Source organism: Gordonia marina (assembly GCF_052036135.1).
In the GTDB taxonomy this organism is placed as follows: Bacteria; Actinomycetota; Actinomycetes; order Mycobacteriales; family Mycobacteriaceae; genus Gordonia.
In genome coordinates this window covers 1-25,828 of record NZ_JBPSDN010000024.1, presented here as the reverse complement: position 1 = coordinate 25,828, position 25,828 = coordinate 1, and the positions used below count along the sequence as shown (strand labels likewise).

Annotated in this window: 24 protein-coding genes and 1 pseudogene; 12 read left to right on the top strand and 13 right to left on the bottom strand. The window is 68.2% G+C overall.

Annotation, left to right across the window (positions count from 1 at the left end; genetic code table 11):
- Positions 1-26 precede the first annotated feature (26 nt).
- Positions 27-707 carry a DUF6891 domain-containing protein gene (locus tag ACSEEN_RS14980; RefSeq protein WP_440713607.1) on the bottom strand — a complete coding sequence of 227 codons (681 nt, stop codon included), beginning with the start codon at positions 705-707 and terminating at the stop codon, positions 27-29.
- Positions 708-749: 42 nt separating this feature from the next.
- Positions 750-1,928, bottom strand: coding sequence for a winged helix DNA-binding domain-containing protein (locus tag ACSEEN_RS14975; protein ID WP_440713606.1), 1,179 nt, complete (start codon positions 1,926-1,928; stop codon positions 750-752).
- Between the two features lie 66 nt (positions 1,929-1,994).
- Here ACSEEN_RS14975 and ACSEEN_RS14970 point away from each other — a divergent pair, with 66 nt between their 5' ends.
- Entirely contained in the window at positions 1,995-2,855 is an 861-nt protein-coding gene (locus tag ACSEEN_RS14970) for a siderophore-interacting protein (RefSeq protein WP_247867516.1), read from the top strand.
- A 12-nt stretch (positions 2,856-2,867) separates the two neighbouring features.
- On the opposite strand, the gene ACSEEN_RS14965 is transcribed toward ACSEEN_RS14970, so the two are convergent.
- Positions 2,868-4,322 (bottom strand): MFS transporter, encoded by a 1,455-nt coding sequence (locus tag ACSEEN_RS14965; protein WP_440713605.1) that lies wholly within the window; start codon positions 4,320-4,322, stop codon positions 2,868-2,870.
- A 120-nt stretch (positions 4,323-4,442) separates the two neighbouring features.
- Here ACSEEN_RS14965 and ACSEEN_RS14960 point away from each other — a divergent pair, with 120 nt between their 5' ends.
- Positions 4,443-5,336 carry a tyrosine recombinase XerC gene (locus ACSEEN_RS14960; protein WP_440713604.1) on the top strand — a complete coding sequence of 298 codons (894 nt, stop codon included), beginning with the start codon at positions 4,443-4,445 and terminating at the stop codon, positions 5,334-5,336.
- 46 nt (positions 5,337-5,382) lie between these two features.
- Positions 5,383-6,264 (top strand): sulfurtransferase, encoded by an 882-nt coding sequence (locus tag ACSEEN_RS14955; protein WP_440713603.1) that lies wholly within the window; start codon positions 5,383-5,385, stop codon positions 6,262-6,264.
- A 12-nt stretch (positions 6,265-6,276) separates the two neighbouring features.
- Here the strand turns inward: ACSEEN_RS14955 and ACSEEN_RS14950 are convergent, their stop codons facing one another.
- Positions 6,277-6,783: a M23 family metallopeptidase gene (locus ACSEEN_RS14950; RefSeq protein WP_247867520.1), complete on the bottom strand. Its 507-nt coding sequence runs from the start codon at positions 6,781-6,783 to the stop codon at positions 6,277-6,279.
- A 246-nt stretch (positions 6,784-7,029) separates the two neighbouring features.
- Between ACSEEN_RS14950 and rpsB the strand changes: the two genes are divergently transcribed.
- From rpsB to ACSEEN_RS14920, 6 genes are all read left to right on the top strand, one after another.
- A complete protein-coding gene (gene rpsB / locus ACSEEN_RS14945; protein ID WP_247867521.1) occupies positions 7,030-7,851 on the top strand; it encodes a 30S ribosomal protein S2 in 822 nt (273 codons plus the stop codon).
- Between the two features lie 76 nt (positions 7,852-7,927).
- Positions 7,928-8,752, top strand: coding sequence for a translation elongation factor Ts (gene tsf, locus ACSEEN_RS14940; RefSeq protein ID WP_247867522.1), 825 nt, complete (start codon positions 7,928-7,930; stop codon positions 8,750-8,752).
- 163 nt (positions 8,753-8,915) lie between these two features.
- The gene (gene pyrH, locus ACSEEN_RS14935) at positions 8,916-9,650 is read left to right on the top strand and encodes a UMP kinase (RefSeq protein ID WP_298441760.1); all 735 of its coding nucleotides are present in this window, start codon (positions 8,916-8,918) and stop codon (positions 9,648-9,650) included.
- A gap of 43 nt (positions 9,651-9,693) precedes the next feature.
- Entirely contained in the window at positions 9,694-10,251 is a 558-nt protein-coding gene (frr, locus tag ACSEEN_RS14930) for a ribosome recycling factor (RefSeq protein WP_247867524.1), read from the top strand.
- Complete coding sequence (locus tag ACSEEN_RS14925) at positions 10,248-11,090, top strand: phosphatidate cytidylyltransferase (protein ID WP_440713602.1); 843 nt, start codon at positions 10,248-10,250, stop codon at positions 11,088-11,090. The genes frr and ACSEEN_RS14925 overlap by 4 nt, the downstream gene beginning before the upstream one ends.
- A gap of 10 nt (positions 11,091-11,100) precedes the next feature.
- On the top strand, positions 11,101-11,499 hold the full coding sequence (locus ACSEEN_RS14920; protein ID WP_440713601.1) for a hypothetical protein: 399 nt from the start codon (positions 11,101-11,103) through the stop codon (positions 11,497-11,499).
- A gap of 13 nt (positions 11,500-11,512) precedes the next feature.
- On the opposite strand, the gene ACSEEN_RS14915 is transcribed toward ACSEEN_RS14920, so the two are convergent.
- Positions 11,513-11,935, bottom strand: a complete 423-nt coding sequence (locus ACSEEN_RS14915; protein WP_440713600.1) for a LapA family protein — start codon at positions 11,933-11,935, stop codon at positions 11,513-11,515.
- A 31-nt stretch (positions 11,936-11,966) separates the two neighbouring features.
- On the opposite strand from ACSEEN_RS14915, the gene rlmN reads away from it, so the two are divergent.
- On the top strand, positions 11,967-13,073 hold the full coding sequence (rlmN, locus tag ACSEEN_RS14910; protein ID WP_298441751.1) for a dual-specificity RNA methyltransferase RlmN: 1,107 nt from the start codon (positions 11,967-11,969) through the stop codon (positions 13,071-13,073).
- Between the two features lie 320 nt (positions 13,074-13,393).
- On the opposite strand, the gene mftM is transcribed toward rlmN, so the two are convergent.
- The 8 genes from mftM to ACSEEN_RS14870 form a co-directional block, all read right to left on the bottom strand.
- The gene (mftM, locus tag ACSEEN_RS14905) at positions 13,394-14,233 is read right to left on the bottom strand and encodes a mycofactocin oligosaccharide methyltransferase MftM (RefSeq protein ID WP_440713599.1); all 840 of its coding nucleotides are present in this window, start codon (positions 14,231-14,233) and stop codon (positions 13,394-13,396) included.
- A 3-nt stretch (positions 14,234-14,236) separates the two neighbouring features.
- Positions 14,237-15,238: an acrylyl-CoA reductase family protein gene (locus ACSEEN_RS14900; protein ID WP_440713598.1), complete on the bottom strand. Its 1,002-nt coding sequence runs from the start codon at positions 15,236-15,238 to the stop codon at positions 14,237-14,239.
- A 70-nt stretch (positions 15,239-15,308) separates the two neighbouring features.
- Positions 15,309-17,255, bottom strand: coding sequence for an AMP-binding protein (locus tag ACSEEN_RS14895; protein ID WP_440713597.1), 1,947 nt, complete (start codon positions 17,253-17,255; stop codon positions 15,309-15,311).
- Positions 17,248-18,021 carry an enoyl-CoA hydratase-related protein gene (locus tag ACSEEN_RS14890; RefSeq protein WP_440713596.1) on the bottom strand — a complete coding sequence of 258 codons (774 nt, stop codon included), beginning with the start codon at positions 18,019-18,021 and terminating at the stop codon, positions 17,248-17,250. Before ACSEEN_RS14890 ends, ACSEEN_RS14895 begins: the two co-directional genes overlap by 8 nt.
- The gene (locus tag ACSEEN_RS14885) at positions 18,000-18,989 is read right to left on the bottom strand and encodes a LysR family transcriptional regulator (RefSeq protein WP_440713595.1); all 990 of its coding nucleotides are present in this window, start codon (positions 18,987-18,989) and stop codon (positions 18,000-18,002) included. The genes ACSEEN_RS14890 and ACSEEN_RS14885 overlap by 22 nt, the downstream gene beginning before the upstream one ends.
- 1 nt (position 18,990) lies before the next feature.
- The gene (locus ACSEEN_RS14880) at positions 18,991-19,890 is read right to left on the bottom strand and encodes a DUF7973 family transport facilitator (RefSeq protein ID WP_502260916.1); all 900 of its coding nucleotides are present in this window, start codon (positions 19,888-19,890) and stop codon (positions 18,991-18,993) included.
- Positions 19,891-20,004: 114 nt separating this feature from the next.
- The gene (locus ACSEEN_RS14875) at positions 20,005-21,117 is read right to left on the bottom strand and encodes an NDMA-dependent alcohol dehydrogenase (protein ID WP_440713593.1); all 1,113 of its coding nucleotides are present in this window, start codon (positions 21,115-21,117) and stop codon (positions 20,005-20,007) included.
- A gap of 72 nt (positions 21,118-21,189) precedes the next feature.
- Positions 21,190-22,644 carry an aldehyde dehydrogenase family protein gene (locus tag ACSEEN_RS14870; protein ID WP_440713592.1) on the bottom strand — a complete coding sequence of 485 codons (1,455 nt, stop codon included), beginning with the start codon at positions 22,642-22,644 and terminating at the stop codon, positions 21,190-21,192.
- Between the two features lie 290 nt (positions 22,645-22,934).
- Between ACSEEN_RS14870 and ACSEEN_RS14865 the strand changes: the two genes are divergently transcribed.
- Positions 22,935-24,578, top strand: a complete 1,644-nt coding sequence (locus ACSEEN_RS14865; protein ID WP_440713591.1) for a helix-turn-helix domain-containing protein — start codon at positions 22,935-22,937, stop codon at positions 24,576-24,578.
- Positions 24,579-24,729: 151 nt separating this feature from the next.
- A pseudogene (locus tag ACSEEN_RS14860) lies at positions 24,730-25,701 on the top strand (iron-containing alcohol dehydrogenase); the annotation flags it as partial.
- Between the last annotated feature and the right edge of the window lie 127 nt (positions 25,702-25,828).

Below are 25,828 nucleotides of genomic sequence, written 5' to 3'. Positions count from 1 at the left end.
TTGGCGGCCCCGTCGCTGAACCGGTCTCAGGCCGGTGCGTTCATCGGAGCCAGGAAGTCGACGCCAGTCAGTTTGATCCGGGTGTCCAGGCTTCCGTTCCACTCGACGCCGATTCCGTGCTGCGTCAGCAGCGGAACCACCTCGTCGTTCATCAGTGCGAGGGTCCGCGCCGCATACGACTCATCCCGTTGCGCATCGGTCATGCTCTCCCATTCGGCCTGCTCGAAGTAGGCCGGCAGAAAGATCCCGTAGTTGAGATACGTGGTGCGGTCGGCGAAGATCCCGTCGGTGTCCTGCATGTGGAAGAACACGTAGCCACGCCACGTCCGGGTGTCGTCGCGCTCGTCGGCGATCTCCGCCGCGCCGCAGGTGCCGCAGCAGGTGAAGTCGCCGCGGGCGACGACGTCGATCCCGGCGAGTGCGGCGAACGCGCGTTCCAGTGACGTCTGCGGGAGCGGGAGGCCCCAGCGTGCCTGCTGGTCGCGGCGGGCCTCGATCACCGAGGTGAACCACGCGGCCGCCTCCGCCGAGGAGACCTTCGCGGTGTCGAGTTCGTCGTCGAACAGGTCCAGGTACTGATCCAGCTGATTCTCCCCGCGCAACGCGAATTGCCAGGTCTGCTCGGCGACGTACTCGGCGTCGTCGCCGAGATCCCAGCTCGTGGGCACGGCGTAGTCGGCGGGGCGCGCGTAGAGGTCCGGTGTCATGGCGCGAGAGTAGCGCGTGACCCCGACAGCGAAGCCCGTCCGTCAGAGTTCGGTCACCACGCGGACCACGGGGGTGCCACGCAACGCCGCCATCCGATGCGCGGCCGCATCCAGTTTGCCACGCACGCCGTCGTCGAACGGGGTGAACGGGGTGACCCGCAGCGTCAACGTCCGGCCCTGCTTACGGGGCCGCCAGATCCCGCGGACCCGGCCGTCGACCAGCACGGCGCCGGGTGCGCCCACCGTCTTCCAGATCGCCGCGTGAGACGCCGGCTCGGCGATCGTCGCACGGTCGCGCTGCTGCAGGTACGGATCGTGGGGCGGCAGCAATCGCAGGCCGCTCGGCTCCGGGGCGCCGCGCCACCGATCGAGGTCCTCGGTGAGGATCCAGATGCTGTCACCGGGGCCGACGGGTGTCAGTTCCCCGTCGAGCAGATCCCACCAGCCCGCCGCGTCGCCGGGCCGCACGCCCATCCACGACGCGAAGTCCCGCGGCCGGGCCGGGCCGTAGCAGCGAAGGAACCGGCGGAGCAGTTCTGCGCGCGCGGCCGGGGCGTCGCCGGGTGTCCGGTCCGGGCCCAGCCAGTCGCCGAGCAGGACGAACGGGGCGGTGTCGCCGTCTCTCGGTGCGAAGCAGAGGGCCTGTTCCAGCGTGAGGATCCGCAGGGCGAAGTGCACGACGCCCTCGCCGGCCGGCTGCCCCGGCGAATACGGGCCCTCGGCGTCCCACTCCGCGCGGCGCGCGGAGTCGAGATCGGGAGCGATCCGCGAGGCGATCTCGGTGCCGAGTGGTCCGATCGGCAGGCGCCGGTGCGACAGGACCTCGTCCAGCCGATCCCGGACCAGGGACACGACGTCGTCGAACGACATCCCGAGCCGCCGCAGCACCGGCCGGACGCCGATCACCAGTTCCTCTCGGCCGCGTGCGGTCGGCGGCAGGACACCGGTGGTGAAGACGTCCAGGTCCGCGGTCGGGAAGACCCACGGAGCGCCGCGGACACCCCAGGTGGACAGCAGGCTGCGATCGGCGAGGGCGCCGGCGAAACCCTCCGGGGTCAGCCCGGGCAGCCGCGCCGCCAGGGCGAGGAGCGCGGAGCCGGGCGGGCTGTCCTGCACCCCGATCGCGCCCGCGGCCCCGGGCAGGCCGTCGGCCGGTCCGCTCAGATGATGGGCCTGCATACGGAAGGCGATCACCCGATCGACGGTCACCGGAGAGGACATGCCGCCAGCCTAGTGGCTACTTAGGCTGACCTCACTAGCCGGAATGACAGGCGGTACGGTGGGGGAATGGCGAAGAGCTTCCACACGATGACGGTGCTGCGCACCGAATGGCTGACCGACCACATGATCCGGATCTGGCTGGGCGGTGACGGTTTCGACGGCTTCACCCCGGCCGGGCCGGGAGCGGCCGAGGGACGGCCGGACACCGACATGTACGTCAAGTTCGTGTTTCCGCCGGCGGGCGTGGAGTATCCGGAGCCGTTCGACATCGACCGCATCGCCGCCGAGTTCGCGTCCGACCAGCAGCCGGTGCTGCGCACCTACACGGTGCGCCGGTACGACCCGGTGACCCGCGAATTGGCGGTCGACTTCGTCGTGCACGGCGAGGAAGGCATCGCCGGACCGTGGGCGGCGCGGGTCCAGCCCGGCGAGACTGTCGTCTTCCGCGGCCCCGGCAGCGGCTACCGGCCCGATCCCGAGGCGCCCTGGCACCTGCTGGTGTCCGACGAGGCCGGGCTTCCGGCGCTGGCCGCGGCCCTGGAGGCGCTGCCCGGCGATGCGATCGCCAAGGCGTTCATCGAGGTCGGCGGCCCGGAGGACGAGATCGAGCTGATCGCCCCGGCCGGCGCCGAGATCACCTGGGTGCACCGGGGCGCGTCGTCTTTCGCCGCCGGGGAGGATCTGGCCGGCGACCGGGCGCCGGTCATCGCGGCGGTCCGGGCGGCGGAGTGGCTGGACGGCGAGCCGCAGGTCTTCATCCACGGCGAGGCGCAGGCGGTGATGAAGAACCTCCGCCCGTACGTGCGCAAGGAGCGGGGCGTCGGGGCGCGCCGGGCGTCGTCGATCTCCGGCTACTGGCGGCGCGGCCGCACCGAGGAGGGCTTCCGGCAGTGGAAGGCCGAGCAGCGGGCGGCCGGGCAGGCCTAGGCGCAGGCCCGGTCAGACGATCTGCTCTTCCTCGACCGGGGCGCGCCGCGGGATCGCGAGCGCGGTCAGCGCGGACACCACGCAGACGGCGAGCGGGATCGCCGCGGCCCAGGCGTAGGCGCCGCTGGTCGGTACGTGCTGGACGCGCGATCCGGCGCCGACGGCGACGGTCGACGCCGCCAGGATCATGCCGACCACGGCGGTCGCCAGCGAGGTCCCGACCGACCGCATCAGCGCGTTGACACCGTTGGCCTCACCGGTGTGGGACACCGGCACCCACTGCATGATCAGGGCCGGCATCGCCGAGTACGCGATGCCGAGGCCGGCGCCGACCAGGATGTTGATGGCGAGCAGCCATCCCCACCCGGCGCGCCAGGGGCCGGCGATCATCGTCAGCAGCAGCGTGTAGCCCAGACCGATCACCACGACGCCCGAGGCCAGGGAGACCCGCGCGCCATACCGGGCGGTCATGGCCGCCGACACGTACGAGAAGGCGAACATCACCAGCCCTCCCGGCATCAGGAGAAGGCTGGCCACCAGCATGGTCATTCCCACGCCGAGGCTGCCGGCGTCCATGGCGGCGGACGGGGCCATGAGGATCTGGATCGGGATCATCTGCATGGCGTAGAAGGCGAAGCCGGTGGCGATGGACGCGAGGTTGGTCAGCAGCACCGGCCGGAGCAGCAGGTTCAGCCGCAGATCGACCAGCGGATTGGGACTGCGCTGCTCCCAGCGCCACCACAGCAGCGCCGAGACGACGAACCCCGCGAACATCACCAGCGTGATCGGTGCGGTCCATCCCCATTCGGCGCCCTTCGACACCGGCAGCAGAAGACAGGTGAGCAGCACGGTGAGCCCGACCGCGCCGAGGGCGTCGAACCGGCCGCCGGTCGCGACCCCGCGCACCGGGACGGTGGCGACCACCGCGGCCGCGGCGACCACAGCGACGGCCGAACTGGTCCAGAACAGGGCATGCCAGCTGACCTGCTGGGCAATGGCGGCCGAGAACGGCAGACCGAGCGAGCCGCCGACGCCGAGCGAGGCGCTCATCGCCCCGATCGACGAGGCGAGCCGCTCAGGCGGCACGATGTCGCGCATCAGTGAGATCCCGACGGCGATGGTGCCGATCCCGAGGCCCTGCAGTCCGCGGCCGAGCAGGAATATCAGAAAGCCGGTCGACAGCGCGCAGACCGCGGAGCCGACGGCCACCGCGATCAGGCTGGCGACCAGCACCGTCCGCTTGCCGAACATGTCGCCCAGGCGTCCGGAGATCGGTGTGACCACCGCGCCCACCAGCAGCGTGATGGTGAGAGTCCAGGAGGAATTGGTCGCCGAAGTCGACAGCAGCGAGGGGAGCAGCGGGATCAGCGGCACGATGATCGTCTGCATCAGGGCGACGACGATGCCGGCCGCGCAGAGCACGGCGACGGCGAGCCGCGGATGCGGTTCGGCAGGGGCGGTGGTCACGGAGGCGCAGGGCTCCCATCGTGGTCGAAAGGGATATTTCGGATTACTAACTTAATTTTATGTAAGAAGGCTCGCCGCGGATGCGGCGGGGGCGAATCGGTGGCGCCGTAGACTCGGGTCATGGCCGAGGTGCTCTCCGAATTCGCCGATCACCTGCGCCTGGAAAAGGCGCGCAGCGCGCACACCGTCCGCGCCTACACCGCCGATCTGCGCGGGCTCATCTCGTTCGCGGGCGCCCGCGGGGTGCCGCTGACCGGGATCGACCTCGCGCTGCTGCGGGCCTGGCTCGCCGAGCAGACCCGGCGCGGCGCCGCGCGCACCACGGTGGCGCGGCAGGTGTCGTCGGCCAAGACCTTCTTCGCCTGGGCCGCGCGCGAGGGCATCGTGGACGACGATCCCGCAATCCGCCTGCAGGCACCGAAAGCGCACCGGGTGCTGCCCGCGGTGCTCGCCCCGGAGCAGGCCGCCGACGCGGTCGCGACGGCGGCCCCCGACGGCGCCGACACGGACGATCCGATCGCCCTGCGGGACCGGCTGATCGTCGAACTCCTCTATTCCTCCGGCATCCGTGTCGGCGAACTGTGCGGGCTCGACCTGGACGACGTCGACGACGATCGCCGGGTGCTGCGGGTGATCGGCAAGGGCGACAAGCAGCGCACGGTGCCCTACGGCACCCCGGCCGCCGCCGCCCTGGACGACTGGCGGCGCCGGGGCCGGCACGCGCTGGCGACCGCCGCCTCGGGTGAGGCGCTGTTGCTCGGTGCGCGCGGCGGGCGCCTCGATCAGCGGATGGCGCGGACCGTCGTGCACCGGGCGACGGCCGCGCAGGGGACCGAGATCGGCCCGCACGGACTGCGGCACAGCGCGGCCACCCACCTGCTGGAGGGCGGCGCGGATCTGCGCGTGGTGCAGGAGCTGCTCGGGCACTCGTCGCTGGCGACGACGCAGCTGTACACGAATGTCAGCGTGGAGCGACTGCGGGCCGTGCACGACCAGGCACATCCGCGCGCGTGACGCCGTACGGTGAACCACATCACCGAACGCACCCCCGGGAGTACCCATGACCGACGCGCTGCCGACTCCACTCGTCGACCCCGAATGGCTCGCCGGGCACCTCGGCGAACCCGGATTGGTGGTCATCGACGCGACGTCGCATCTCTCCGTTCCGGACGACGGTCGGTTCGCCATCGAATCGGGGGCGGCCACCTATCGCGCCGAACACATCCCGGGAGCGCTGTTCGCCGACCTGCTCGCCGATTTCGCCGATCCGGCCAGTGATGCGCCGTGGACCGCGGCCGATCACGACCGCTTCGCCGCCGCGGCCGGCGCGCTGGGCATCGGAGAGGGTGCCCGGGTCGTCGTCTACAGCCAGCACTGGCCGTTCTGGGCGACCCGGTTCTGGTGGCAGCTGCGGCTCGAGGGTTTCGACCACGTCGCCGTCCTCGACGGTGGACTGCCCGCGTGGAAGGCGGCGGGCGGCGCGGTCACCGGCGCTCCGTCGGTGCCGGAGCCGCGCGTCTTCACCGGTGTGCGCCGTCCCGGGCTGGTCCGCTCGACCGAACAGGTCGCCGCCGCGCTCGACGGCGAGGACACGATCCTGGTCAACGTGCTCGGCGAGGAAGATCACCGCGGCGAGACGGCGACGTACGCGCGGCCCGGACACATCCCGGGCAGCAGCAACTTCCCGGCCGCGCGGCTCCTCGATCCGGAGACGGGCCGGCTGCGTCCGGCCGCCGAACTCCGCTCCGAGCTGGCGGCGGCCGGTCTGCTCGACGCCGGGCGGACGGTGGTGACCTACCGCGGTGCCGGGATCGCGGCGACCGGGGTGGCGCTGGCCCTCGCCCAGGCGGGTGCCGACGAGGTCGGCGTGTACGACGGCTCGCTGATCGCGTGGACGGCCGATCCGGACCTGCCGATGGCGACCGGCACCGCGCCGCGCTGAGCGAGGCACTGGTCACGCCGGGACCAGCGGTTTCAGCCGAACCCGGACCGCGCCGACCAGGGCGAGCGGGTTGAGATAGCGCTCCGACGGCCCGCTGCCGCGGCGCGCGCCCCAGTGCAGGCACGCGGCGGCGGCGCAGCCCGGGTGCCCGGCGTTCAGATAGCCGAGGACCTGACCGCGGCCGACCCGGTCCCCGGCGCGCACGATCGGCCGCACCGGCTCGTAGGTCGTGGCGATACCGTCCGGGTGGAGCACCGAGACGGTCGGCCGGCCCGCCACCGTCCCGGCGAACCGGACCACACCCGCCCCGGCCGACAGGACCGCCGCATCCGGCGCGGCGGCCAGATCGACGCCGCGATGGCCGCTGAGCCAGCGCTGGGCCGGAGGATCGAACCCGCGAGTGACGGGTGGGCGCGGCACGAGCGGCCAGTCGTAGGCGGGACGCGCGGCGGCGCCCGGCGGACACAGCAGGACGGCCAGCCACAGCAGGACCAGCGCGCGAGGCGTCGTCGTTCTCATATCGGTTAGACGCGCGAGGGCCGGTTCCGGATCCCTTTTGTGTACGCGGCGTGTCGGGGCGTAGGATCGACGACTGCATCTCGTCCCGGTCAGGGACGGGGTGACTTCGCGCGTCCGCGCGTCCGGTCCCTGCGGCCGGACACCACGATCGGAGCACCGGTCCCGGGACTTCCGGGCTGCTCCGGCGGCGGACGCCAGGGCCGGCGCCGCGGTGGCGACCGGTGAAACCGACACAAAGGAATACCCATGGCAGTCGTGACCATGCGGCAGCTGCTCGACAGCGGCGCCCACTTCGGACACCAGACCCGTCGCTGGAACCCGAAGATGAAGCGATTCATCTTCACCGACCGCAACGGCATCTACATCATCGACCTGCAGCAGACGCTGACCTACATCGATCGCGCCTACGAGTTCGTCAAGGAGACCGTCGCCCACGGCGGCACCGTCCTCTTCGTCGGCACCAAGAAGCAGGCGCAGGAATCGATCGCCGCGGAGGCGACCCGCGTCGGCATGCCCTACGTCAACCAGCGCTGGCTGGGCGGCATGCTCACCAACTTCAACACCGTGCACAAGCGTCTCCAGCGCATGAAGGAGCTGGAGTCGATGGAGCAGACCGGTGGCTTCGAGGGTCGCACCAAGAAGGAAATCCTCATGCTGACGCGTGAGAAGAACAAGCTGGAGCGCACCCTCGGCGGTATCCGCGACATGGCCAAGGTGCCCTCGGCCATGTGGGTCGTCGACACCAACAAGGAGCACATCGCCGTCGGCGAGGCCCGCAAGCTGAACATCCCGGTCATCGCGATCCTGGACACCAACTGCGATCCCGACCTGGTCGACTACCCGATCCCGGCGAACGACGACGCCATCCGCAGCACCGCGCTGCTGACCCGCGTCATCGCGACCGCCGTCGCCGAGGGCGTGCAGGCTCGCGCCGGCCAGGCCGGCGGCGACGCCAAGCCGGAGGCCGCCGGTGCCGAGCCGCTCGCCGAGTGGGAGCAGGATCTGCTGGCCACCCCGGAGGTCGTCGTCGAAGAGACCGTCGTCGTCGAGGCGCCCGCCGCTGAGTGATCCTGCCGGGTCCGTTCGCGGGCTTTAGGCTGATCACGTCACCCACACCACTTCTTTCCGAAGGGAGTCGCCACACATGGCGAACTACACCGCGGCAGACGTCAAGCGTCTGCGCGAACTGACCGGGTCGGGCATGCTCGACTGCAAGAACGCCCTGGCCAACAACGACGGTGACTTCGACAAGGCCGTCGAGGAACTCCGCATCAAGGGCGCCAAGGACGTCGGCAAGCGCGCCGAGCGCGCCACCGCCGAGGGCCTGGTCGCCGCTCGTGACGGCGTGCTGATCGAGCTGAACGCCGAGACCGACTTCGTCGCCAAGAACGACGAGTTCCAGAAGCTGGCCGACGACGTGCTCGGTGCCGCCGTGGCGCTGCGCACCAACGACGTCGACGCGCTGCTGGCCGCCCCGCTGGGCGACGGCACCGTCGCCTCGGCCGTCGAGGCCCTCTCGGCCAAGATCGGCGAGAAGCTGGTCCTGCGCCGCGTCGCGTCGTACGACGGCCCGGTCGCGGTCTACCTGCACAAGCGGGCGTCGGACCTGCCGCCGAGCGTCGGCGTGCTGGTCTCGTACACCGGTGAGAGCGATGCCGCGGCCGAGGCCGCACGTGGCGCCGCCATGCAGGTCGCCGCGCTCAAGGCCAAGTACGCCTCGCGGGACGACGTGCCCGCCGACGTCGTCGCCGACGAGCGTCGTATCGCCGAGGAGACCGCCAAGGCCGAGGGCAAGCCGGAGCAGGCGCTGCCCAAGATCGTCGAGGGTCGCGTCAACGGCTTCTACAAGGACGTCGTCCTGGTGGACCAGCCGTCGGTGACCGACTCCAAGAAGACCGTGAAGCAGATCCTGGACGAGGCCGGCGCCACCGTCGTCGCCTTCACCCGTTTCGAGGTCGGCCAGGCCTGATCGCCGCCTGACCTTCGGCCCCGCCCCTGATCATCCGGCGCCGCTCCCCGAGCGGCGTCGAGGGGTGGGGCCGAAGTGTTTCCACCGGCCGGTCACCACTATGATCAGGAGAGTTTGGCCGCGATCGGTTCCGGTCCGACGGCGCGACGAGCGAAGGGAAACGATGACCGACTCGCAGGCACGACCGCAGCGTGAAGGCTTCAGCAGGGTGCTGCTCAAGCTGGGTGGGGAGATGTTCGGCGGTGGGTCGGTGGGCCTGGATCCCGACGTGCTCGGCACCGTCGCCGATCAGATCGCCGAGGTGGTCGCCAGCGGAGTCCAGGTGGGCATCGTGATCGGCGGCGGCAACTTCTTCCGCGGTGCCGAACTGCAGCAGCGCGGCCTGGACCGGTCCCGCTCGGACTACATGGGCATGCTCGGTACCGTGATGAACTGTCTTGCGCTGCAAGACTTCCTGGAGAAGCGCGGGATCGACACGCGTGTCCAGACCGCCATCACCATGGGCCAGGTGGCCGAGCCGTACCTGCCGCTACGGGCCGTCCGCCACCTGGAGAAGGGCCGCGTCGTGATCTTCGGCGCCGGCATGGGCATGCCGTACTTCTCCACCGACACCACCGCCGCGCAGCGCGCGCTGGAGATCAAGGCCGAGGCCGTCCTGATGGCCAAGGCCGTCGACGGCGTCTACTCCGACGACCCGCGCACCAACCCGGATGCCGAGCTCTTCCGCGAGATCACCCACCGCGAGGTCCTGGAGAAGGAACTCAAGGTGGCCGACGCGACCGCGTTCTCGCTGTGCATGGACAACAACATGCCTATCCTCGTGTTCAATCTTCTCGAAGAGGGGAACATCGCCCGCGCGGTGGCCGGGGAGAGCATCGGCACGCTGGTCTCCTCGTAGCTGTCTCCACCGCACCCGCCACACCCACCGATTAAGGACGACGATGATCGACGAAACCCTGCTCGACGCCGAGGAGAAGATGGAGAAGGCCGTCACCCACCTGCGTGACGACATGGCCTCCATCCGGACCGGCCGCGCGAACCCGGCGATGTTCAACAAGATCGTGGTCGAGTACTACGGCGCGCTGACCCCGATCACCCAGGTGTCCAGCATCAACGCTCCGGAGCCGCGGCTGATCGTCATCAAGCCGTACGAGCAGAGCCTGATGGGCGACGTCGAGACCGCGATCCGCAACTCCGACCTCGGCGTCAACCCGACCAACGACGGCAACGTGATCCGCGTCGCGATCCCGCAGCTCACCGAGGAGCGCCGCCGCGACCTCGGCAAGCAGGCCCGCGGCAAGGGTGAGGACGCCAAGATCGCCGTCCGCAACATCCGCCGCAAGGCCGTCGACGAGCTCAAGCGCATCCAGAAGGACGGCGAGGCCGGCGAGGACGAGGTGGTCCGCGCCGAGAAGGAACTCGACAAGACCACCCACGTCTACACCGATCAGATCGACGAGGTCGTGAAGCACAAAGAAGCCGAGCTGCTCGAGGTATGAGCGCCGACACGCCGCCGAAGACGTCCAAGGCCGGCCGCAATCTGCCGGCCGCGATCGGGGTGGGCGTCGCGCTGGGCGCCTGCCTCATCGTCGTGCTGGCCTTCGTGCCGCGCGTCTGGTTCGGCGTCGTCGCCGCGGCCATCGCCGTCGCGACCTGGGAGGTCGCCAAGCGGCTGCGCGAGGGGGACCGGCACGTCGCCCTGATCCCGCTGCTCCTCGGCGGCCAGGCGATCATCTGGACCACGTGGCCGTGGGGGCTGCGCGGGGCGCTGATCTCGTTCGCCGTCACCGCGCTGGTGATCCTGGCGTGGAAGCTGTTCGCGCAGGGGCTGTCCGAGGCGCCGCACGAGTACACCCGCGACGTGTCGCTGTCGCTGCTGATCCTGGCCTGGTTGCCGCTGATGGCGATCTTCGCCGTCGACATGGTGCAGCAGAGCGACGGCCGCTACCGGGTCTTCACCTTCCTGATCGTGCTGGTCTGCTCCGATGTCGGCGGCTACACCGCCGGTGTGCTGTTCGGCAAGCACGCGATGGTGCCCGCGATCAGCCCGAAGAAGTCGTGGGAGGGGCTCGGCGGCTCGATGCTGTTCAGCACCGTCGGCGCGGTCTGCTGCGTGCACTGGCTGCTCGGCACCCACTGGTGGATCGGCCTGATCCTGGGGCCCGTGCTGGTGATCGTCGGCACCTGCGGTGATCTGATCGAGTCGCAGATCAAACGCGACCTCGGCATCAAGGACATGGGCACGCTGCTGCCCGGCCACGGCGGCATCATGGACCGCATCGACTCGCTGCTTCCGGGTGCCCTGGTGACCTGGGGAATCCTGACAGCGCTGCTATAGGCGCGGCGCTGTGCGCAGACCGCTGCCGTGGTTCGTGGCGGGCGTCGTGCTCGTCGCCGCGGCGATGCTGACCCTGTACCTGCTGTTCCACAGCCAGGACGCGTGGAACGCCGACGTCCTCCGGCACTGTGCGGACCTGTACGGCGGGGCCTGGACGCTGCCGCCGCTGCCCGACGCGCAGCCCTACGGCGGTGTCGCCGTGGGCCTCGCACTCGGTGCGCTGGTCGCGTTCGTGGTCGCCTTCGTCGCCGCGATCCGGGCGGCGCGCCACCCGTGGATACCCGTCACCGCCGTGTGCGCGGTGATGTTCACGGTGCTGGTCGGGGGCACCGGGGCGCTGATGCTCGACGCTCCGACCGATCGCGGGCACGGGACGGACGGCAGCGGACTGCCCTGCCCCGAGGGGTAGCTCCGAACCGGTGTCAGCGGCCGTCTTCGGCGGCCTTGCGCGCCTGGTCGACCTTCTTCAGGGCGCGCCGCAGCTCCATGATGCGGGCGAAACTGATCGCGAGCGTCACGACGGCGCCGAGGATCGCCGCGATCAGCAGTGCGACGCCGACCGGCAGGTCCACCTTGCCGAAGATCAGGTTGATCTCCAGGTTCGCCTGGTTCTCCAGGATGAACACCAGCAGCAGAATCGCCGCGAGGAGGCCGAGGAACCAGCCGGCGTAGGTGGCCCGCGAACGGGTGTGCGCCACCTTGCGGACCTCGTGTTCGGCCTTGGTGAGTGCGCGGCGCTCGCGGGCCGAGAGGTCGTCGGGATCCGCGGCCGGCGGCGGATCGGCGGGCATGGCGGAGGCGGGGAGGTCGGGGTGGGCGTCGTCGCCGGGTTCTCGGGTGGTCATCAGTCCATCGTTACATGACACAATGGATGTCGTGTCCAGCCTTCCTCTCGTCTTCACCGCGCCCGCCCGCGGCAAGCCGCCGCGGCACTTCGCCGATCTCGACGAGGCCGGGCGCGTCGCGGCGGTGCAAGAGCTGGGCCTGCCCAAGTTCCGCGCCAACCAGCTCGCGAAGCAGTACTACGGCCGGCTGAACGCCGACGTCGCCGAGATGAGCGACCTGCCCGCGGGGGTACGCGACGACGTCGCCGCCGCCCTCTTCCCGCCGTTGATGACCCCGGTCCGGCACATCGCCTGCGACGACGGCACCACCCGCAAGACCCTCTGGCGCCTGCACGACGGCACCCTCCTCGAGTCGGTGCTGATGCGGTACCCGGATCGCAACACGCTCTGCATCTCGTCGCAGGCCGGCTGCGGTATGGCCTGCCCGTTCTGCGCCACCGGTCAGGGCGGCCTGAACCGGAACCTGTCGACGGCGGAGATCGTCGACCAGGTCCGGGCCGCCGCGCGGGCCCTGCGTGACGGTGACGTCGGCGAACCCGGGCGGCTGAGCAACATCGTGTTCATGGGGATGGGGGAGCCGCTCGCCAACTACAAGCGCGTGGTCGACGCGGTCCGCAAGATCACCTCGCCCGAACCGGAGGGGCTCGGCATCTCGGCCCGCTCGGTCACCGTGTCGACCGTGGGCCTGGCCCCGGCGATCCGGCGGCTGGCCGACGAGGGCATCCCGGTGACGCTCGCCGTCTCGCTGCACACCCCGGACGACGAACTCCGCAACACCCTGGTCCCGGTCAACAACCGGTGGTCGGTGCAGGAGGTCCTCGACGCCGCGCGCTACTACGCCGACACCACCGGACGGCGCGTCTCCATCGAATACGCGCTGATCCGCGACGTGAACGACCAGCCGTGGCGCGCCGATCTCCTCGGCAAGAAGCTGCACAAGGCGCTCGGCTCGATGGTGCACGTCAACCTGATCCCGCTGAACCCGACGCCCGGATCGGAGTGGGATGCGAGCCCGAAGGACGTCGAGCGCGAGTTCGTGCGGCGCGTGAAGGCGCAGGGCGTGTCGTGCACGGTGCGCGACACCCGCGGCCAGGAGATCGCCGCCGCGTGCGGTCAGCTGGCGGCCGAGGAGTCGTAGCGGCCAACTGTCGGCTATCGGCGAATAGACCTCCGCGGAGGTACGGGCCGGAGTGGGAGCCGCTGCAGGATCTTCCGCTCGTCATCAGGAATGTGAGCTGTCGCGCTGTCATCCTTGAGGTAGGACCGTAGCCGCTCGTAGAAGACCTGTTCACTGATGCCGAAGGTCACGAGGATCTCTTCACCCGGTACTGCTCCGAACGGCGCCCACCGTCTCGCGACGGTGACGATCAGTGGATCCGTCTCCCGGCTGCGGTGCCGGCCAGCGGTAGTGGGCGGGTGGTTGTCCGCCATCGACTTCCTTTCGGGTCCAGACACGCGCTAGGTCGGCTGGGGAGCGTGATGATCCAGGACCAGCCAGCCGCCGTGCTCGGTGAAGCAGCGTGCCTCCTGTTCAGGGAATCCTTCGGCCCACTCCCGGACGGTTCCCTCCGTGATCGTCGTGCGATGACCGAAATGTTCGGTTGGAGTAACTTCGAATGGAACAGCAATGACGACCCGGCGCCTGGCGACTCGAAGCGCTTCTCGAAGCGCCGCGTCGGCGGCTTCGGCATCGAGGTGCTCCAGCAGGTGGATGAGCGTCACGGTGTCGAAGGCGTCGTCCGGGTAAGGTAGGTCTGTGGCATCGCCGGGGCGGGCGTCTATGCCGAGTCCGAGGCGGTCGGCAGCGCGGCGAAGCAGCCGCACTGCCCCTGGCGAGATGTCGCATGCAGCGACCGTTCGACCGCTCCGTGCGAGTGTCAACGCGAAGAACCCGAAACAACTGCCGACGTCGAGGACGGAATCTCCACGCACCAGTTCGCGAGCTCTCCGATGGATCGGGGCGAACTCGGCGGTGCCATCCTCGAGGGATTCGATGGTGTTGTCGTAGAAGAAGTTCCAGGATTCGTCGATTGACGTACCGACCGACTCGATGAGTCGTACCGCGGCGTCTTCGAAATCATGCTGACCTGCCAGCACCCCGCGATCGATCAGATTTCCGAGGAGTGCGACCACCAGATCGTCACACAGATCCTGCGTAGCGATGCGATGGCTGAGGACGAGATTCCCGTTCGGGAAGAACTGGAAGCGGATGGCCTCCTCCTCATCGTCCACTTCGTGAGTGGGGAGCCGTTGTACGTGAATTCGCCGGCTCGAGACGTGCTGACCGAGGACGGTCACCGATCACCAGCCGACAGTCGTGTCGATCACCGCGCGTCCGGTGAAGTCACCTCGACGGAGTGAATCGACGACGTCGACGATGTCGCCGACCGTGCGATCGACACCGATCCGGTCCAGGTTGCGGGGCTTGAGTTCGGTTGCAATGCGATGCCAGAGCCGTCGGCGAGCCTCGATCGGCATTTGGACCGAGTCGATGCCGAGCAGACCGACCCCTCGGAGGATGAACGGCATGACGGTGGTGTTGAGGACGCTGCCGCCGGTCAGCCCGCTGGCGGTGACGACGCTCCCGTAGTTCATCGTGCTGAGGACATCGGCGAGGGGCGCGCCGCCGACGCAGTCGACGGCGGCGGCCCAGCGCGAGCGGCCGAGCGGCCGCGGCTTGGTGTCCGGGTCCAGGGGCAGCCGACCGATCACTTCGGAGGCGCCGAGGTCACGGAGGTGCTGTTCTGCTTCCGGCTTTCCGGACGATGCGACCACCTCGTAGCCCTTAGCCGAAAGCAGATCGATGCTCGCCGAGCCGACCCCTCCCGTGGCCCCGGTAACGACTATCGGTCCGGAGTCAGGAGTGATGCCCCAGTCGATGATCGCAGCGACGCTCATCGCTGCGGTGAATCCGGCGGTGCCGATGGCTGCTGCCTCCCGCATGCTGAGCGTCTCGTCGAGTTTGATGGTCCAGCAGGCAGGCACGACCACTTCCTCTGCGTAGCCGCCGTCCCGGGCCGTTCCGATGTCGTATCCATGTGCGATCACTTGATCTCCGATACGGAACTGATCGGATGTGCTCTCTGCAACGGTGCCGACGGCATCGATCCCCGGAACGATCGGGTACTTGCGGACGACTCCGCCGCGCGGTGTGAATGCGAGTGCATCCTTGAAGTTGACGCTCGAATAGCGAGTTCGGATCCGCACCTCGCCGGGCGCCAGATCGGCGTGGTCACGTTGTTCGACTACGGCATCGATCGCCGGGTCGTTGAGTACTGCGGTCAGTGCATGGAAGGTTGCCATGGAATGTGAATCCTTATCTGTGTCTGTGCGTGCGGTCGTATGCGGTGCGGAGCTGCGGGTTGGTCGGTAGCTAGCCTCGAGCGGTGTTTCGCTCGACCGGCGACAGGGTGCGAACCAGGTCTTCGACAACAACGGCGTTTTCGATGGTCGGCGGGACGTCGGGTGATTCGCCGTCGAGTATCTGGCGAAGACAGCGCCGGACGATCTTGCCCGACCTGGTCTTAGGCAGTGTCTCGACCACTTCTACGCCGCCGAGAGACGCGATCGGTCCGACGCGCTGGCGCACGAGTGCTTGAAGTTCGGCCCGCAGCTCGTCGACGCGGTCCAGATGGTCGATCTCCGGCACGACGATCGCATAGGGGCGCTGGCCTTTGAGGTCATCGTGAACGCCGACGACCGCGCATTCGGAGACCCCGGGATGCTCGGCAAGCGCGGTCTCGATCTGGCCCGATGACATCCGGTGACCGGCGACATTCATCACGTCATCCGCGCGGCCGAGCACGTAGAGGTAGCCGTCCTCGTCGAGGTAGCCGCTGTCACCGGAGGCGTAGTAGCCGGCATGGAAGTCCAGGTAGGACTTCCGCGCACGCCGGTCGTCGCCCCAGACCCCGATCAGGCATCCGGGCGGAAGCGGCAGCCGGAGGCAGATCGCGCCTTCGTGTCCGGGTGGGACGAGGCTGCCGTCCGGGTCCAAGACGTCGACGGTGAATCCCGGAACAGGTTTGGTCGACGAACCGGGTTTCGGTGGGAAGTAGCTGAGGCCCAAGAAGTTCGAAACTGTGGGCCACCCGGTCTCGGTCTGCCACCAGTTGTTGATGACCGGAGCCGGCTGGACTTCGCTGAGCCACTGCTGCGTGTCCGGGTCCAGCCGCTCGCCGGCCAGAAAGATCCCGCGCAACAATCGCAGATCACGGCGGGCGAGCTGTGCGGCGAGAGGATCTTCGCGGCGGATGGCTCGGATCGCGGTGGGGGCCGTCAGGAGTACGTTCACCCCGTAGCGCCCGATCACGTCCCAGAACGCTCCGGCGTCCGGAGTACCGACCGGCTTCCCTTCGAACAGAACGGTGGTCGCGCCGCGCAACAACGGGGCGTACACGATGTACGAGTGGCCGACGACCCATCCGAGGTCGCTCGCGGCGAACACCACGTCGCCGGGGCCGATTCCATACACACTCTGCATGGACCACTGCAGGGCGACGGCGTGACCGCCGTTGTCGCGCACGATCCCTTTGGGAGGTCCGGTGGTACCGGAGGTGTAGAGGATGTAAAGCGGATCGGCGGAGTGCACGGTGACGCAGTCCGCGGGGGCCGCAGCGGTCACGATGGTCGACCAGTCGTGCTCGTTGGGCATCGCCCGGCGCCCGGCCGGAGCCGGCACCGCTGGTCTCTCGACAACGACGATGTGTTCGACGGTGGTCGCGGCCTCATCGAGTGCCGCGTCGAGCAAGGGAAGATAGGAAACCACGTGCCCGGGTTCGAGACCGCCGGTCGCCGTCAGGATGACTTTCGGCTGCGCATCGTCGATCCGGGCGGCGAGTTCCGCAGAGCCGAAACCACCGAATACGACCGCGTGGACGGCACCCAGACGTGCGCACGCGAGCATGGTGATCGCAGCCTCCGGGATCATCGGGAGATAGAGGAGAACGGTGTCCCCGCGCTCGACGCCGAGCCCGGCGAGGGCGCCAGCCGCGCGCCGAACCTCATCGAGCAGTTCACGGTAGGAATAGACGCGCTCGGTTCCGGTCACCGGTGAGACGTAGATGAGCGCCCGGCTGTCGCCGAGACCGGCGCCGACGTGCCGGTCGAGAGTGTTGAACGACGTGTTCAGCGTCCCGTTGGGGAACCAGTCCGCAAGGCCGCTGGAGTTGTCCGCCCAGGCCACGGTCGGTGCGTCGGTCCAGGTGGTGTTGCGTGCCGCGTTCATCCAGAACGCGGCGGGATCTGCGGCGGCCGCCGTTGCCGCCCGGTAGCGGTCGTCTGAGAACGGCGCGGAGTGGAATGCGGGCCGGTCAGGCATCGGTGAACCTCGCTGGCCGCTTCTCCAGGAAGGCGGACATTCCCTCAGTCTGATCGTCGAATGCGAACAGCGAATGGAACCACCGCCTCTCGAACAGCAGCCCCTCCCGGAGCGAGCTCTGCTCGGCTCGGAGGACACACTCCTTCGCCGCACGCAGCGCGCGCGCCGAAAACCCCGTGAGTTGCCGGGCCACGGACATGGCCTCGTCCAGGACCGCATCGTCGGGAACCACACGGCTGACGAGGCCGATCCGGTGAGCCTCGTCGGCCCGGATCCTTCGGCCGGTGAGGATCAGGTCCATCGCGATGGCTTTGCCCGTGGCCCGGGTGAGGCGCTGGGTTCCCCCGATCCCGGGGATGATGCCGAGGGCGATCTCGGGTTGCCCGAAGGAAGCGTTTTCCGCGGCGATCAAGATGTCGCACATCATGGCGATTTCACAGCCACCGCCCAGTGCGAAACCGTTGATCGCGCCGATCGTCGGAATCGGGAGTTCGGCGAGTTGTTCCCACATCGCCAGATGCTCGGTGTCGTTCATCGATCCGAAGTCCTGGTCGCGCATTTCGGCGATGTCGGCGCCGGCCGCGAAGGCCCGTCCGCGGCCGGTGAGCACGAGCACGTGGGCGCGGGCCTCTCGGACGCGGCCGAGTGCGTCGGCGAACTCGGTCATCATCGTCGAGTTCAGTGCATTCAACGCCTCCGGGCGATCGAGGGTCGCCAGTGCGACGCCGTCGTCGATCGTGAGATTCAGAGTTTCGTAGGGGGACAATGTGTGGCCTTCTTTCGTGATTCGGAGAGAGTCGGGAGGAGCGTGTCGAGAGACCTCGATGGTGGCCGGAGGGCTTGCACGACGTGATCGACCAGCGCTGCCGTCACTGCGCCGATGCGCGCGGCGTGCTGCACCGCTATCGGTATGACGAGCCAGTACTGCTGAGCGATCTCGACCTCGGCCGGGAGGACCGGAACGAGGCCGGGATGGCGATGGGCCACATAGCTCGGCAGCAGGCCGATCCCGATTCCGCTGAGAACCGCCTGAATCTGTGCGCTGACGCTGTTGGACTGCACGGTCGGCCGCGTCCCGGGTACCAGCTCGTCGAGGACACGGAGCGTGGCGATGTCGAGGTGGCTGTCGAGGTAGTAGACGAGCCGGTGATCGCGCAGATCGGACACCTGGGTGATGGGTGCGTGATCGCAGAGGTAGCCGGACGACGCGAACAGGCCCAGGGAATACGTGCAGAGGCGCCGCGACGCCACCGCCCGAGTCGGCGGCGGCTCCACCGAGACTGCGACGTCGTATTCCCCGCTTCCCAGGTCGAGGTGCCGGGTGGTGGTGAGCAGCTCGATCCGGAGTGCGTGGTGCTTGGCCAGCGGCCTCGCCAGGGCACGCGGGGCGAGGTAGGTGCCGAACGCCTCGGGGGTGAGAAGCCGGACGGCCCCCGCCACGTCGTGCCGGGATCCACATTCGACCACGCGGTCCGCATCTTCTAGAGCGTGCTGAAGCTGCTCGGCGACGGGATAGAGCGCCTGACCGACGTCGGTCAGATCCCACCCGGCAGGTGTCCGATCGAAGAGCCGTCTGCCGATCCGCTTCTCCATGCGCCGCACATGCCGGCTCACCGTGGAGTGATCGACTCCGAGCCGCTCCGCCGCAGCGGAGATCGTTCTCGTCTGCGTGATCGCAAGGAGAATCATCAGATCATCGGACGCGATGCCCGTGTGCAGTGGTCTAGTCGCCATTTCAACTGCCTACTACTTGGACGACCGCGAGCACGGTGGACATGATGGCGATCGCGGCGGCTGGCGGATCCAGGTGCACCCGGCTCCGTTCCAGCACGAGGCGGGCCCAGGCCTCGGCGATGAGGGAGGCGGCTATGCCAGAGATGACGGCGACCAGGAGGACGACGCTGCTGGGGAAGTTCCACGATGCGGCGGCTCGAGCGCCGATCGCGGCTGGGAGAACGATGTGATGGGTCACCGGTGCCGCTGTGCCGAAGACGAGAACGAGCAGCGAGAGCGCTGACACGCCATAGAGGAACAGCCCGGACAGTGCGCGGCTGTCCTGCGGCCAGGCGAGGAAGACCGAGCCGGCGATCGCGCCACCGGCGGCTCCGAGAGTGAGTACCGCGCCGGCGCTGTGTTGCCACGGGAGCCACGGCAGCCGTTCGGCGAAGGGATTTCGGCCCCAGAGCAGGCCGCTGGCCAGACCGGTGACCACCACGCTCAGAGCGATTGCATCGATGGTCGATACTTCGGCTCCGGTCGACGTGTGCAGCGGTGGGATCTCGGCGAAGACGCGGGCGAGCAACTGCCCGAGAACACCGAACAGTGCGCCGACCCAGAGAATCCGGGTGTCGTGGAGGCCGATCAGCGGTGTCGCGATATCGCGTCCGGACTCGAGTGTGCGGCGATGTGCGGCGTAGGCTGCGGCGGCGGCACCCGCGGCGAACAGTACGTGGGGGCCGAATACCGGGCCGAAGGCCAGCCCCGTGACGAGATCCGTATCGGGCAGCGCCACCGCGATCAGTGTTACGCCGATCACGATCGTGCCCATCAGGGCGAATCCCGCGAGTGCGCCTAACGCGGCCCCCAGGGCGCCGCCGGCCGCGGCGCCGACGAACTCGCTCACCGTGAGCGTCATTGGTGTATCCGTTCTATGTGGTTGGCGGGTTGGGCATAGCGCCCAGCCCCGCGGCAGCAGTGTTCCCTTCAGGCACACTGCTGCCGTGGGCTCGGCGAGGGTTCGGTGATCGGTTCAGTGCTGGTGCTTGATGATTCCGCGGATGTTCTTGCCCGCCAGCAGGTCGGCGTAGCCCTCGTTCACCTGGTCGAGGCTGTACTCCTTGGTGATCAGCTCATCGAGCTTGAGCTTTCCGTCGACATACATCCGCACGAGTTTGGGAATGTCGGTCGTGGGATTGCAGTCACCGAACAGTGAGCCCTTGACCGTCTTGCGGAAGTAGCTCATCTCGGTGCTCGGGAGTTTCACCGTGATCTCGTCGATCCGGTTGAGGGCGGTCAGAACCAGGATCCCGCACCGGCCGATCATCGAGAATCCGTCGCTGACCTGCGTGTCCGTGATCAGGTCGGTGGTGATGATCGCGGCGTCCGCTCCCTGACCGTTGGTCAGATCGTCGATGTAGGCCTTCGCCTCGGCGGCGCCGGCGAAAGTTGCCGTCGCTCCGAGCTCGGCCGCCTTGGCACGCTTGTTCTCGAGTGGATCGATGGCGATGATGTGCTCGGCCCCCGCGTGCTTGGCGCCCTGCACGGCGTTGATGCCGATGCCGCCGATGCCGAAGATCGCGACGATGTCGCCCGGCTTGGTCTCGGCTGCGTAGACCGCCGACCCCCAGCCGGTGGGCACCCCGCAGCCGACGAGCACGGCCTTGTCCAGCGGGATGTCGTCGTCGACTTTGACGACCGAGTACTGGTTGATGACGTTGTACTGGCTGAAGGTGCCCAGCGTGCACATGGCGCCGTACTGCCCGCGCGGGCCGCTGATCGGCCAACGCGGGCCTTCGAGGTGACCTTCGAGCATGGCCGCGTTCATGTCACAGACGGACTGACGGCCGGTCGCGCAGTACTTGCAGCGTCCGCACGTCGGGGTGAACGAGCAGATCACGTGATCGCCCGGCTTGACTCGAGTGACACCGGGACCGACTTCCTGAATGATGCCGGCCCCCTCGTGTCCGAGTACCATCGGCAGCCGTGCGATGGTGTCGCCGATGGAGATGTGTACGTCCGAATGGCAGAGACCGCCGTAGAGATACTGGATCAGCACCTCGTTGGGTCCCGGCTTGTCGAGAGTGAGTTCTTCGATCTCGATCGGCTTGCCCGGCTCGATCACGACTGCTGCTTGTGTCTTCATCTGAGTTCCTTCTGGTAGTCGCCCGCTTCTGATTCGCGGGACGAATGATGGGGAGGTGACAGTCGGGCGCTGTCAGAGGTGCTTGATGTTCACGACGTGGACGTCGGTGAACTCCTCGACGCCCATCCGGCCGAACTCGGCGCCGAGGCCGGACTGCTTCACGCCGCCGAACGGGACGTCCGGGGTCAGCTGAAAGTGATGGTTGATCCACGTCGTGCCTGAGTCCAAGCGGCCCGCCACCTCCGTGGCCTGCTCGATATCGGTGGCCCACACCGAGGCGCCGAGTCCGTACTCGGAGTTGTTCGCGCGGCGGATCGCATCGTCGAGGTCGTCGTAGGCGATCACCGAGCGGATCGGTGCGAACGTCTCCTCGCAGATGAGCGGATTGTCTTCGACGATGTCCCTGACCAGGGTGGGCTCGATGAAGTAACCGGGTCGGTCGAGCGCGTGGCCGCCGATCACCACGGTGCCGTGCTCGGCAGCGATGGCGAGCGCCTCGCGGGCCTTCTCGAATTGGACCTTGTTCTGCAGCGGACCCACGTCGCTCGCGGGATCCAGACCGTGGCCGACGGTGAGTTCGGCGGTGCGCTTGACCATCGCGTCGATCAGGTCGTCGTAGATCGCCGCCGGCGCATAGATGCGTTTGATCGACACACACACCTGACCGGCGTTTGCGAACGCCCAGGTGCAGAGTCCTTCAGCGGTCTTCTCGATGTCAGCGTCCTCGAGGACGATGGCGGGATCGTTGCCGCCCAGTTCGAGTGTGACGCGCTTCAAGGTCGGCGCGCACGCGGCCATGACGTACCGCCCGGTGACCGTCGAGCCGGTGAAAGAGACCTTGTTCACGCCGGCGTGAGCGGTGAGCAGCGGACCGAGATCGCCGCCGTCACCGATGACGTTGAACACGCCGCCGGGCAGCACGTCCTTGATGAGTTCCGCGAAGTACATGGTCGCGAGCGGAGTGGTGGGCGATGGTTTGAGAACCATCGTGTTGCCGACGATCAGTGCGGGTGCGAGTTTGTAGACCGCCTGGAACAACGGGAAGTTCCACGGAGTGATCGCGCCGACGACGCCGACGGGCCGGCGGCGCAACTCGACGTACCCGCTCTCGTCGTCTCGAAGCACTTCCGGATCGAGCCGGTAGTCGGCGTAGTAGCGGGTGAAGTCGATCGACCACGACACGTCGTCCCGCGCTTGCGTGATCGGCTTGCCCTGCTCCAGGGTCGTCAACTGCGCGAGTGCTTCGTGGTGTTCGTTGAGGACATCGGCGACGGCGTGCAGGTAGCGGCCGCGCTCGGCGTACCCCAGCGCTTCCCACGCCGGCTGTGCACTCCCGGCTGCGGCGACGGCCAGATCCAGCTGCGCCAGCGAGGCGACGGGTGCGGACGCGACGTGCTCGCCCGAACCGGGATCGAGGACCGGGACGGTGGCGGCGCCGTCGATCAGGTCACCGCCGATCAGTTGCTTGAACTGCTTCGCAGCGACATCGAACCCGACCGCTGGGGCCGGACTGAGGGTCGAGGTCATCGGATTCCTCCTGTTGCTGGTGCCGATCGGCACCGAAAAGGGATGGGTGTCGGGCGGATGCCGCGAGGCCCGGGGAAGTCGACACCGGGCCGCTGAAGTCGACAGATCTCATTGTTGCGACCCAGGTCACAGGCATCTGTTCGGGATCGCTACACGCTGGTCAAGCTCTCCGGAGTCCGGTGTGAGGGCCTACGCTGGTGACCTATCTTGTGATTGCCGGCACAGATGCCCGGGGTTGAGGCTCGGTTCGCCGGATCGCTGTGACAAGCGAATCGGCAGGAGGTTCGAGAATGAGTGACAGGTCTGATTCGTCGCGGACGAGGCCGGAGCCTGCCGATGGTGTGCTCAAGGCGTCGTGGCAGCGCTCTCAGCTGGCTGGACTCGATCCCGCCAAGCCGATGGACCCGCCGGTCAGGTCGGGCATCGACGTCGAGAGCCGGTTGTTCCGGTCGGCCAAGCCCGTCTTGAAGCGGATCCGCGGTGAGATCGCCGGCGAACGGCTGTCCGTGATGCTGGTCGGCGACCAGGCAGAGATGCTGACGACTGTCAACGGGTGTTCCGAGATCGATGCCGTGGTCGAGCGGATCGGTGCTCGGCCCGGTGCCATCTGGCGCGAAGACACCACCGGGACCAACGCTCTCGCGACCCCGTTCGAGACCCGCCGCCCCTTCTTCGTGAAGGGGCGTCAGCACTATGTCGAGGGCCTTCACGAGTACAGCTGCTACGGGCGGCCGATCTTCAATCCGCTGACGAGCCGACTGATCGGCGTGCTGGACGTGATGACCGAGGCCGGTTCCGAGTCCGCGCTGATGCGTCCATTCATCGACACGGCGATCATGGAGATCGAGCGCAGTATTCGGGAAAGCGCAGGAAGCCGTACGAAAGCGGTGATCGGTGCTTTCGAAGACGCGGCAACCCACCCCGCCGCGATCGTGGTCGCCGTGTCGTCGTCGGCGGTGCTCCAGAGTGCTGCGGCGGCGAGGGTGCTCACGTCATCCGATATCACCATGCTCCGGGATCTGGCTGCGGGTCTTCGAGGACGGACCAGCACCGACGTCGAACTCGCCAACGGCGGCTCGGCCGCAGTGAAGCTGGAAGCCATTTCGGGCACGGACGGCGTGCTTGTACGGATACAGGCGCGGCAGCGGCCGTTCGTGCCGCGCTCGGCGGAGCTGCTGCGCGGGTGGTCTCCGGTGCAGCAGTGGTTCGACGAGTTCCAGGAGTCGGCGGCGTCGGCGGCGATCGTCGGCGAGGGCGGTAGCGGCCGGTCGACAGCGCTGAAGAGTGCGGTCGGGGCGCGGCGGCACTGCCGCGTCGATGGTCGTCTTCACGATCCGGCGAGAGTCGACGAGAAGCTTCGGAGTCTCGTTCGCGCCGGTGGCCGGGATCTGATCGCGATCGACGACCTCGATCAATTGTCGGCGCAGGCGTTGGCCGACGTAGAGCGGTTGCTCTCGATGGGGGCGCAGATCGTGGCGACCAGCGAGAAACCGGGGGCGGAGAACGGTCCGCTCAATCGAATCCTGGATTTGTTCGACCACAGGCAGAATCTTCCGGCGCTCCGAGAATGCCGCTCGGAGATCGTTTCGACGCTCAACGAGTTGGCCGGGCCTGGAGTGCGGTACCGATTCACTCCGCAGGCGACGCGGATCCTCGAGTCATACTCGTGGCCCGGAAATCATCGGCAATTGGCTTCTGTCACACGATCATTGGCGGCCTTGCGCGGCACCCTTATCGACGTCGCCGACCTGCCTCCGGAGCTGCGTTCGAAGGCGACAACGAAGGCGATGACCCCTTGGCAGCAGGCCAGCTGCGACGTCCTCATCAGAGCGATGGAAATCTGTCACGGAAACAAGGCTCACGCCGCCGACTATCTGGGAATCAGTCGGAGCACCCTTTATCACCACATCAAGGAGTACGGCATCGTCGTGTAGGTGCGGCCGAATGCCCACCGGTGTGCACGACTGCACAAGCATGTGGGCGATTGGGCGTTGTCGGCACTCGGTGGGCTCGGGAAGAGTGACATTCGACCGCCCAGACAGGCGGAGCACTTCTCCTTAGCAACGACACGAGGGAACCGCCAGAATGCCCACTCTCATCGCCCTGCCCCGAATCCTGCGGATCGGTGCCAACGCGCTCGCTGAGCTGCCCGCAGTGTTGACCGATGCCGGATGCCGTCGGCCGCTGATCGTCACCGATGCGTTCCTGACCTCGACCGGCGCCGTGGCGAGGGTCGTCGAACTCCTCGCCGAGGCCGGCATCGACTGCACCGTCTTCGACGATGTGGTGCCTGATCCCACCACCGAATCGCTCGGCCCGGCGATCACCCGTTTGCGCGCGAGTGGTTGCGACGGGGTGATCGGATTCGGTGGCGGCAGTTCGCTCGACACCGCGAAAGCCGTTGCGCTGCTGGCGACTACGGAGCGTCCGCTCCGGGACTTCAAGGCCCCGGCGCAGACCGACGAGCCGCTGCTGCCGATCGTCGCGATTCCGACGACGGCGGGAAGCGGTTCGGAAGCGACACGCTTCACGGTGGTCACCGATTCGCAGACCGGCGAGAAGATGCTCTGCCCCGGCCTGGCCTTCCTGCCGATCGCCGCGGTGATCGACTACACGCTCACCATGACGATGCCCGCCCGGCTGACCGCAGACACCGGTATCGACGCGTTGACGCACGCCGTCGAGGCGTACGTGAGTGCCCGGGCGAATTCCTTCTCCGACGCGCTCGCGCTGGCCGCGATCGCCACGATCGGCCGGTACTTGAGGCGCGCGTACGCGGACGGTTCCGATGCGGAAGCGCGCGAGCACATGATGCTGGCGTCGACACAGGCCGGAATCGCCTTCTCGAACTCCAGTGTCGCGTTGGTACACGGCATGAGCCGCCCACTCGGCGCGCATTTCCACATCAGTCACGGGCTCTCCAATGCGATGCTGTTCCCGGCGGTCGCCGAGTTCTCGCTCGGAGGCGCGACCGCGCGCTATGCCGACTGCGCCCGCGCCTACGGTGCCGCCGATGCTGCGGATTCGGATCTCGCCGGGGCCGGGAAGTTCGTCGAGTGAATCACCCCAGGTTTTCTGCCGCTCCTATACGGGGTGCAGCTCTCGGTTGAGGGCGGCGTAGTAGGCGGACTCGAACTCGGCGGGCGGGACCGTGCCGATGCTGGAGTGGAGCCTGTCATTGTTG